Origin of the sequence: Bacillus sp. SIMBA_008 (assembly GCF_046535495.1) — a bacterium.
In the GTDB taxonomy this organism is placed as follows: domain Bacteria; phylum Bacillota; class Bacilli; order Bacillales; family Bacillaceae; genus Bacillus; species Bacillus subtilis.
In genome coordinates this window covers 187,223-198,221 of sequence record NZ_JAWRWL010000004.1, presented here as the reverse complement: position 1 = coordinate 198,221, position 10,999 = coordinate 187,223, and the positions used below count along the sequence as shown (strand labels likewise).

Annotated in this window: 1 protein-coding gene; it reads right to left on the bottom strand. The window is 49.7% G+C overall.

Annotated elements, in window-relative coordinates; all coding sequences use genetic code 11:
* Window positions 1-5: 5 nt before the first annotated feature.
* A complete protein-coding gene (gene srfAA / locus SB658_RS15080) occupies window positions 6-10,769 on the bottom strand; it encodes a surfactin non-ribosomal peptide synthetase SrfAA (protein ID WP_410601864.1) in 10,764 nt (3,587 codons plus the stop codon).
* Window positions 10,770-10,999: the final 230 nt, after the last annotated feature.

Here is a 10,999-nt window from a genome sequence, read left to right as displayed (position 1 = left end):
CTCTATTAGAAAATTTCCATTAATTTATCCAGCTCATCCAGCGTCAAATCGTCGTCACCAAGATCACTCGGGGTCAGTTCCGTACCATCTTGAGATAGGCAATGTTCAATGATTCTGAGAAGATGCGCTTTAAAGCTGTCACTGAATGTTTGTACTGTTTTTTCATGAAATTCAAGAGAATGATAGGCCAGTGACATCGTCAGTTTTCCGTTTTCGATATATCCGACAACATCCAGCGCATTCGGTTTTTCTGTTTCAGGGCTTAATGACTGTCCTGATGGCAGCTCTGATCTCGTAAACAAACCTGCATCCGACATTTCGTCAAACTGACCTAAATAGTTGAAGCTGACATCCGGCTGAATCGAGAACGCCACATCTTCTTTATGTTCCGGTGCCGTCAGATAGCGCAGAATGCCGTATCCGACTCCCTTATTCGGCACATGTCTGATATCTTCTTTCATTTGCTTCAGCTGGTAGCCCAGATCATCCGCATGCTTCATATCGAGCACCATTGGGTACATACTTGTAAACCAGCCGACTGTGCGAGAAATGGTCAGGTCTTCTATGATTTCTTCACGTCCATGCCCCTCTAAATGAACACTTACTCGATCTTGACCCGTCCACTCCTTCATTGCCAATCCGAATGCCGTCAGCAAAATATCATTCATTTCTGTGTGATATGCCTCATGCACCTTTGTGGTGAGCTGTTCTGTCTCTTCAGCAGTCAGCGAGAATTCAATTGTCTTTGTATGTTTCATTCGCTGATCACCAGATTCGCGGTCTTTCGGAAGCTTTGCCGCAACAGCTTGTTCTTCAAGCTGTCTCCAATACTCTTTTTCTTTCAAAAAGGCTTTGGAGTTCGCGAAGTCTTGCAATCTCTCTGCATACTCTGCAAATGAATGTGTTTTCTGCGGGAGAACCGGTTCATTGCCTTGCTCAAGCTGTGTATATACCGCGGCGAAATCCTCCAGTAAAATCCGCCACGACACGCCGTCAACCACTAAGTGGTGAATGGCAAGAAGCAAGTGATCTCCGTCTTCCGCTTGGAACAAGCCTGCTTTTAACAAGCCGCCTTCCTGCAAGTCGATGCTGCTTTGCAAACGCTCCGCTTCTCTCTCTATTCGGTCTTCGTAATCTGCAGCTTGGCCCTCAATCTGGATGACCTCCAATTGAGCTGAAGCAGCTTCAAGACCTCTGTTGTATTGAATGACGTCTTCCTGTCCCTCACGATAGACCATGCGGAGCGCGTCATGATGCTCGATCAGCGCCTGCAATGTTTTCTCCACCCGTTCAGGATCAAAGCCCTTCTTGGCGTGAAGCATCACAGATTGGTTCCAGTGGTGCTTGTTCGTGAAGTTCTTTTCAAAGAACCAGCGCTGGATCGGCGTCAGGATGACTTCGCCCTCCACCGGGCCTTGGTCTGCCTGTTTGCCTTCGGCACGCTCTACGTACTGGGTGAGCTCTTCGATCGTCGGGTGCTGGAAGAGATCTTTCATTTCCAGCTTCCAGCCGTGCTGGTTCAAGCGGCTCGCCATTTGAATTCCTTTGATGGAATCTCCGCCAAGCGAGAAGAAATTGTCGGTGACACCGACTTCAGACATTCCAAGCACGTCCTGCCAGATGCCGGCAAGCAGCTCTTCCATGTCGGTCGTCGGCGCTTTGTATTCTCCGCTTCCCGCTTCGATGTCCGGCTCAGGCAAGGCTTTGCGGTCCACTTTGCCGTTTGCCGTAACCGGAAGCTCGTTCAGCGTCACCCAGAACGCCGGGATCATGTAATCCGGCAGGGTTTCCTTCAGTGCTGATTTCAGTGCTTCTATGTCAGCTGATTCCGGTGTGACATACGCCGCGATCGCTGTGTTGCCGCCTTTATCTTTGACAGCTGTCACCGCCGCATCCTGCACCTCAGAAAGCTGGGCGAGCTGGACTTCAATTTCTGAGAGCTCGATCCGGTAGCCGCGGACCTTGACCTGCTGGTCGATCCGGCCGATGTATTCGATGCCGCCGCCCGTCCATTTCACCAAATCGCCGGTGCGGTACATGCGCTCACCCGGCACAAACGGATCAGCGACAAACCGCTTCGCGGTTTCGTCTTCTCGATTCAGATAGCCTCGTGCCAGTCCGCGCCCCGCCACGCAAAGCTCTCCGGCTACGCCTTCCGGCTGCACCTGATTGCCCTCGCCGAGAATGTATACTCTCGTATTGGCAATGGCCCTTCCGATGGAAAGCGAGCCTTCCTCCGGATGGATTTCTGCGCTTGTGGCAACGACCGTATTCTCTGTCGGCCCGTAGTTATTGACGAGTGTGTACGGCTTTTTCACTGCGCGCTTCAGCTTGTCTCCTCCAGTAAGCAATACGCGAAGTGATGTGTTCTCAAGCTCCATGAACTGTTCCGCAAGCTGTGTCGGCAGGAACGTGATCGTTACGCCGTTCGTTTCAAAATAATCGTTCAGGCGGACGATATCGAGGCGGATCGCTTCCTCAATGACGTGAAGTTCGGCACCGATCGTCCAGGTCGGGAACATCTCCCAAATGGAAGCGTCGAACCCAAAGCCCGCGTACTTCGCACTGCGGTCCTCCGCTGTCATGCTGAACGCGTCGTGGTGCCAGAAGCACAGGTTCACAAGCGCATGGTGCTCGACCATGACACCCTTCGGCTGTCCGGTCGTTCCAGACGTGTAAATCATGTACGCCAAGTTCTCCGCGGTTACAGCGGTTTCTGGATTTTCCTCGTCGTTTTCATCAAGCGGCAGGCTTAGAATCGTGCGGCTTCCGTCGAGAAGAATGACATCTCCCGTATAGCTGTCCGGCACTGAAATGCCTTCCTGTTTCAAGAGAAGCTTCGCGCCGCTGTCCTGTAAAATATACTCAATCCGCTGATCCGGATAGTCAGGATCAATCGGCACAAACGCCGCTCCGGCTTTCAAGACGCCGAGCACCGCGGCGGACATTTCAAGCGACGGCTTCGTGAGAACGCCGACGCGGTCATCCGGGCTGATGCCGCAGTCCATCAGAATCCGCGCGAGACGGTTTGCCTTCGCATTCAGCTCGCCGTACGTCCAAGACTGGCCGTTGTATGTGACAGCCGGGCGGTCTTTGTGGCGCTGGGCAGTCTCTTCGAATAGCTGATGAACCGTTTTGTCTGTCGGCACAGGCAGCGCTTTGCCCTTCCATGCCTCAAGAAGCGCTTGCTTTTCTGTCTCGGTGACCAGTGACAGGCTGGAAAGCGGCTGGTTCGGGTTCCCAGTAACTGCATCTAAAAGCTCCATCCAATATTGCTTCCATCGTTCAATCGTTTCCTGCTTAAACAGAGCTGTATTGTATTCGAGTACGAATGTAAGCCCTCCGTCGGTTTCGTCAGCCGTCAGCGTGAGGTCAAACTTGGCTGTTTTCCGTTCAAACGGATGCGGCTCAAGCTGAATCCCTTTCATTGTTAAATCCTTTATATTCGCATTTTGCATTGAAAAAACTGCATCGAATAACGGATTTCTGCTTGTGTCACGCTGAACCTGAACATTTCCGATCAAATCCTCAAGTGGGTAATCCTGCGCATCAAAAGCGCTGAGTGCCGTTTCTTTCACTTCGTTAAGATAGTCAGCAAACGTCTTTTCACCCTTCGGATACGTGCGCAGCGCCAATGTATTGACGAACATTCCGATGACGCGGCTGACGTCCGCTTGAGATCGTCCGGCCACAGGTGAACCGACGATGATATCGTCTTGCCCGCTAATTTTTGATAAAAACGCACTGTATGAAGCCAGAAGCACCATGTAAAGCGTGGAATCCGTTTCTTTTGCAAGCCTGCGCAGAGCATCAGCTTTGCCTGCTTCTAATGAAAATGCAATGCGGTCTCCCTCAAATGTTTGAACGGCAGGCCGACTGTAATCAGTCGGAAGCGTCAGCACCGGCAGCTCTCCGTCCAGCTCCTTCAGCCAATGCTCTTCTTGCTTCTTGTAAAGCTCAGACTGAATGAACTGCTGCTGCCACACGGCATAATCCTTATATTGAATACGGAGCGGCTCAAGGGTTTCTCCGTCGTACAGCTTTGAAAGCTCCTCAATCAGCACACCGACAGATGCACCATCAGAAATAATATGATGCATATCGAACAGCAGCACATGCTCAGTGTCTGAATGCTTGATAAGCCCTATTCTGAACAGTGGAAGTTGGTCGATTTTGAAAGGCTTAATAAACTCAGAAACGATCCGCTCTGTCTCTTCTTCCGGGGCTTCGAAATAGGCTATCTCGCACTCAGCCTCTTCCCAGATCCGCTGCACCGTTTCTCCATCTTTTATTTCAAACGTGGTTCTCAAGGCTTCATGACGCTGCATTAACTGCTGCATGACGCTGTTAAGCCTTTCAACATCAAGCTCACCTGTCAGGCGCAGAACCGCCGGCATGTTATAGCTCGTTTGCGCATCCTCAAGCTGCTGAAGCACGTACATCCGTTTTTGCGGTGAAGAAACAGGATACGTATCTTGTTTCTCTGCCGGGCTGATACTTGCGGCTGTCCCTTTTTCAGCAGAGGCAATCACCTGTGCCAAGCCCTCAACCGTCGGTGACTGGAAGAGATCCTTGAGTGACAGCTCAACGCCCAGTTCCTGATGAACCAAGGCAAGCATCTTCATGCCTGCTAATGAATGTCCGCCAATGTCAAAGAAGTGGTCATAAGCGCCGACTTGTTCTGCCTGAAGTACCTGTGCCCAAATGTCCGCGACTTTTTGTTCCGTTCCATTGCGTGGCGCAACATATGAAACACCTCTTGAAACGTTGGCATCAGGAATCGGCAGCGCTCTCCGGTCAATTTTTCCGTTCCCTGTCAGCGGCAGCTCGTCCATTTGGATAAACACCGCAGGAACCATATATGCCGGCAAGTCCTTCGCAGCATGCTCTCTCATCTCTTGTGATGAGATGTCTCCTTCTCCGACATAGTAAGCACACAACAGTTTATCTCCCGCTCCTTGATCAACGGCAAGCACAACACTTTCCTGAACACGATCATGGGTTTGCAGCTGATGTTCGATTTCTCCAAGCTCGATGCGCTGTCCGCGAATCTTCACCTGATGGTCGATTCGCCCGATAAATTCGATGTCGCCATTCGGCAGCCATCTCGCAAGGTCTCCCGTTTTATACATGCGTTCGCCGGATGTAAACGGATGGGGAACAAATTTCTCCTCAGTCAGTTCTGGACGGTTGTAATAGCCTTTCACGAGTCCTTCGCCGCTGACGCAAAGCTCTCCGGCAATCCCGGCAGGCTGCACGTGTCCCGTACGGTCAAGAATGTATACTTCCGTATTGCTGACCGGTTTTCCAATCGGAACAGACAGCGTGTGCTCCTCCAATTCATCAACCGGATGATACGTCGCGAAAACCGTGCTTTCAGACGGTCCATACATATGAAGGAGCTTGCCCTTTCCAACCGTTTGCAAAGCTTTTCTGACATGCTCAACCGAAGCCCGTTCCCCGCCAAACATAATCTTGCGAAGCGTTGACAAGCATGCCGGATTCAAGTCCACAAGCAAGTGGAACAAAGCGGTTGTAATCATGAGAATGCTGATATTCTCCCGTTCAATGACGCGGGACAGACGAGCCATGTCCAAAACGGTTTCCTTCGGTATCAGCACCAGCTTGGCTCCGTTTAACAAAGAGCCGAACATATCGAACATAAACGCGTCAAACACGTAATTGGAAAGACCGAGAATCGTATCCTGTTCTGTAATGCTGAGATAATTCGTTTCCTTCACCGTGCGGAGAATATTGGCATGTGTCACGATATTCCCCTTAGGTGTTCCAGTCGTTCCAGAGGTATACGTCAGGTTGGCCATTGCTTCAGAATCAAGAGGCAGTGCGAGATTGCGCGCATCGGCATGATAGCTCTCTTCCTCATCGGCTAGCACGATAACGCCCTTAAATTCCGCTTCTTCCGCTAAAGCCTTTAATTTTCTCTGAGTGAGAAGCACCTTTGCTCCGCTGTCACGGAAGAAATGCTGCATCCGCTGCATCGGATGTTCCGGATCAATCGGAACATAAGCCGAACCTGATTTTAATACTGCCAAGATCGACACAATCATATCCATTGACCGCTCACATAAGACAGCCGCTGTCCTGCCTTCGCCAGCTCCAAGAGAAAGAATGCCGCGGGCTAAACGATTGGCCCGTTCATTCAGCTCACGATAAGTGAGTGATTCGCCTTCATATTGAAGCGCAGTGTGGTCTGGCGTATTCGCCGCTTGCTCCTCAAACAGCTGAACAATTGTTTTATCTTTCGGATAAGGTGTTCTGCCCGGGTTAAACTGCTGAATTTGCGAAGCGGCCTCCTCTTCAGAAAGAAGCTTATACTCAGAAATCGGCTTCTCTGGATCAGCCGCAGCATCTTCAAGCAAACGCGCAAAATGCGTAAGCAGCCTGTTTGCCGTGCTTTGTTTAAACAGCTTTGTGCTGTAATCCAAATCAAGCTCAATGCCTTCATCGGTTTCTCTCGCCTGCACGGTCAAATCAAATTTGGCAATCTTGAAATTGGTCTCATGAACAGACAAGGACAGATCGCCGACAGCCGGAATGCCTGCTGTCGCGTTTTGAAGGCTGAACATCGTGTCAAACAGCGGATGCCTGCTAACATCACGCGGGATGTTCAAATCTTCAACAAGCCACTCAAACGGATAGTCCTGATGAGAAAAGGCATTCAGCACCCGTTTGCGGACACGCGAGATCAATTGGGTAAACGTCTCATCTTGCTTCACCTCACTGCGAATCGCAAGCGTATTGACAAACATCCCGATAATGCCCTCTGTATCGGAGTGATTTCTGCCCGCTGACGGTGTCCCGACAATGATGTCATCCTGCCCCGTATACTTTGACAAAAGCGTATAGTAAGCGGACAGCATCACCATATATAAAGTGGCGCCGTTTTGTTCAGCCAAACGATTGAGGCGATCCTTTACCCCCGCATCCAGCTTGATTGACACCCGATCCCCTTCAAAGCTTTGAACAGGCGGTCTTGGGTAATCGGACAGAAGCTGAAGCACCGGGAGCTCGCCTGCAAAGACTTCCTTCCAATAAGCCTGGTCCTTCTTGTACCCTTCAGCAGCCTGTCTGCTTTGCCATACAGCGTAGTCCTTATACTGGAGACGAAGCTCAGGAAGCTGTTCGCCTTTATAAATGCGTGCTAACTCCTCCAGCATAATGCCAATGGATACACCGTCAGAAATCAAATGGTGCATATCAAACAGCAGTATATGACGGTTCTCTTCAAGCCCCAGCAAACCGATTCTGAACAGCGGAGCTTTCGCCAAATCAAATGTCCGAACGAATGAAGCCATAATTGCCTCATCTGAGCGGCCGCCTCTTTCAATCATTTCGATGTTGAAATCAACGCTATCGTGAATTTTCTGTCTCGGCGTGCTGTTTTCAAGAACAAATGATGTTCTCAATGACTCGTGGCGTCGGATTAACCCCTGAAATGCGCGCTCCAGCTTTTGAATATCTAAAGGCCCTTCCAGAATTGCTGCTGCCGGCATGTTGTAGCCGACTCCCGCATCCTCGAACTGGCTGACGATATATGTTCGCTGCTGTGCCAGGGAAAGCGGGTAATGCTCCTGTTTTTCAGCAGGTTCAATCACCGCAAAAGCTTTGCTTTCTCTGTGATCAGCTTCCTCTGCAAGAGCCGCAATCGTCGGATGCTCAAACAAATATTGAAGCGGAATCTCGACGCCTGCTTCCTTATGAATCTTTGTTAAAAGGGTCATGGCCTTCAATGAATGCCCGCCCGTTTCAAAGAAATTGTCAAAGACCCCCGCCTTCTCCACGTTCAGCACGTCCTGCCAAATGGCTGCGATTGCTTTTTCAGTCTCATTTCGCGGCGCTGTATAGGCAGTGCCGCTGACAGCCTTCACCTCTAGCGCAAACAGCTTGCGGCGGTCGACTTTGCCGCTTGGCGTAAGCGGAATTTCTGTCACTTCTGTAAAGTAAGCCGGCACCATATAGTCAGGAAGCTGTCTGGCCGCATGCTCCCTCAAGCCGGCTGGCGCAAATTCGCTTCCAGGCTTCTGCACAACATATGCGCAAACCTCAAGATTTCCCTGTTCGTCAGGGCGTGCCAAAACAACGGCTTTTGCAACGTCTGGCGCCTGCTGAATCACGGCCTCAATTTCCCCAAGCTCAATCCGGTATCCGCGGACTTTGACCTGGTCATCCTCTCTGCCTAAATATTCGATTGTTCCATCTGGAAGCCAGCGCACCACATCCCCGGTCCGGTACATGCGATCGCCCGGCACGAATGGATCTTGTAAAAACTTCTCTTCCGTTAATTCAGGCAAATGCAAATAGCCTCGGCCCACACCGTCTCCCGCGATATAAAGCTCGCCCGCCACGCCTTCAGGCTGCAGCCGGCCTTTTTGATCCAAAATATATAAGCGATTGTTCCCCAGCGCTTTCCCAATCGGCACATACGCTGATTGAACTGCACTCTCAGGGATAACCGGATGAACAGACGCGTCAACGCACGTTTCAGTCGGCCCGTACACATTAGTCAAACGCGGCGCTGTGCCGGCTTCTTTAAACAGCTTCAGCAGCTTGTCCGCAACAACAGATGACAGGCCTTCTCCTCCGATCAGCATGTGTTTCAGTGTTAGGCCTTCAAAATCGCCCGCTGCTGCCAGCATTTGCAAATGAGCCGGTGTTCCATCCGTCGCTTCAATGCTGTTTCTCCGATAATATGCAGTAAGGGCGGTCCCGTTCGTCACTGTTTTCTTCGGTACGATATAAAGGGTTTGTCCCAAAAGAAGCGACGCGAAGATCTGCTTCACTGACGCATCAAAGTGGAACGGCGCAAGCAATGCCATCCGCAGGGTTTGGCTGCCGCTTTGGTAAATCGTCTGCTGCAGAGATTCAACCAAATGATGAACCTGGCGATGCTCGATCATAACGCCTTTCGGACGTCCGGTTGTTCCCGATGTGTAAATAATGTAGGCAAGATTCCGCGCGTTTACATCAGCCTCCGTCATATCGTCTGCACCTTCCGCAATTGCCTGATCTAAGTCAATCAGCTCAGCATCGGCTTCAGGCGCTGCAACCTTCGATTCAGTCAGGATGAAGTCCGCCCCGCAGTCCTCCAAAATATATTGAATCCGCTCTGCAGGAAAACCCGGATCAATCGGCACATAGGCTCCGCCGGCTTTTAAAATTCCCATGATAGCTGTAATCATCCGTTCAGAACGTTCAATCAAAACCGCGACAGGACTGTCCGGGCCAACCCCTTTCTGTTTCAGCACATTGGCGATGCGTGCAGATTGCTCATGTAACGTTCGATAGGACAATGTACGATCTTCGAATACAACCGCTGGATGATCTGAAAGCTGCTCAGCCTTTTCTTGGAACAGTTCCGGGATCGTCATGTCCTTACGGTAGCTCACAGATTTACCGCCCGCCCTCGCAAGCAGCTTCTCTTTCTCCGCATCAGAAATCATCGTTAATTCATCAATTGTATGTTCTGGATGCGTTAACGCGTTCTCCAGCATTGTAATCATGCGCTCACAAATCATGTTGATTTCTTCACGTGAAAATAAATCAGTGCGGTAATCAAAATCTATGGTGAGTTTCCCAGTATCCCATCGATCCTTCACATGGATCGAGACATCATTTAATCCGCTGCCGCTGAAAATCGGCTCAGTCAAAAAGGCAAGGTCCTCTTCTTTTTGCCACTGCATCACCTGATATTCAAGAGAAACAGTAAACAGCTTGGTCAGAGAGCTCTTTGTTTCACGCAAATCGTTGATCAGGAGATTATACGGGTACTTTTGGTGGCGGAGTGTCTTCATGAGATCCTTCATCCGGTCTTTGACAAATTCTAAAAACGCCTGCCCGCCGTCAATGTTTGTCCGAAGCGGAACCGTAGAAACAAACATGCCAAGCATCTGCTTCTCTTTCGCATTTGTCCGGTTGCCCATAAAGGTTCCCGTCACAACATCATTTTGGCCGCTGACCCTGTACAAATAGGCGGCGAGCAACGATTGAAATACCGAAAGAACACTGACTTTATTCGCCTCACAAAACGACAGAATCTGCTGATGTAGCGCTTCAGGCACATCTTTAGAGAACCTCTCAGCATCTAAACTTCCCCCTGCGGATGCATTCCGTTTCAAGGAAACAAGTTCAGGCACCGATTCAAATTGTTTGTTCCAAAACGCCTTGTCCTTTTCAAACCGCTTCGATTGAGCATAGTCCTGTTCAGATAAAACATGATCGATAAATGAATGCGAGATTCCTTCTTTTGCCTCTGAGCCGCTGGCTAATTCTAAATAAATGTGCATGATCGCATTCCCGAGAATATTCATGGAGATACCATCAGAAATCACGTGATGAACATTTGCGTAAAACCATACTTCATTTTCCTTTATGGTGAACAAGGAAAAACGGAATAAATCACAATCGTACAACGGCAAAGGTTTTTTCGTTTCCTCCCGGCTCCATTGTGAAATAAACTCTATCGCATTCGGATCTTCAGTAGTGTCAGTATGTTTTATATCAACAGGCCGATACTCGCTAATATATTGTACAGGCTCCCCGTTTTCATCTAGCCGCAACCGAAGGCGCATGGCGTCATTTCTGCGAATAAACTCTTGAATCGCCTGCTCAACAAGCACATAATCAATCGCATCAGCTGAAACCAGCTTACCAATCCCCGCAAGATTTGAAATGCTCGTGTGAGGATAAAATTTTTCTGTGTACCAAATTCGTTTTTGTGCATCCGTTAAAGGATAAAAAGTTATTTCCATATTGTCATACCTCCCCTAATCTTTATAAGCAGTGAACATGTGCAACGCATTTTCTCTTTCTTATCCATATCAGCTTTTAATTCTTATGAACTAACAGCCGAAATAGCCCAAAGTACTACACTTAAAAAGCAGTGCTTCCAATCAAAAAACAGATGGCCGCTATTAAAGCAGGCTGCCGTCAGTCAGCATTGCGGCGTTTAACATAAGCGGATAAAGACCGCAAGACCCCA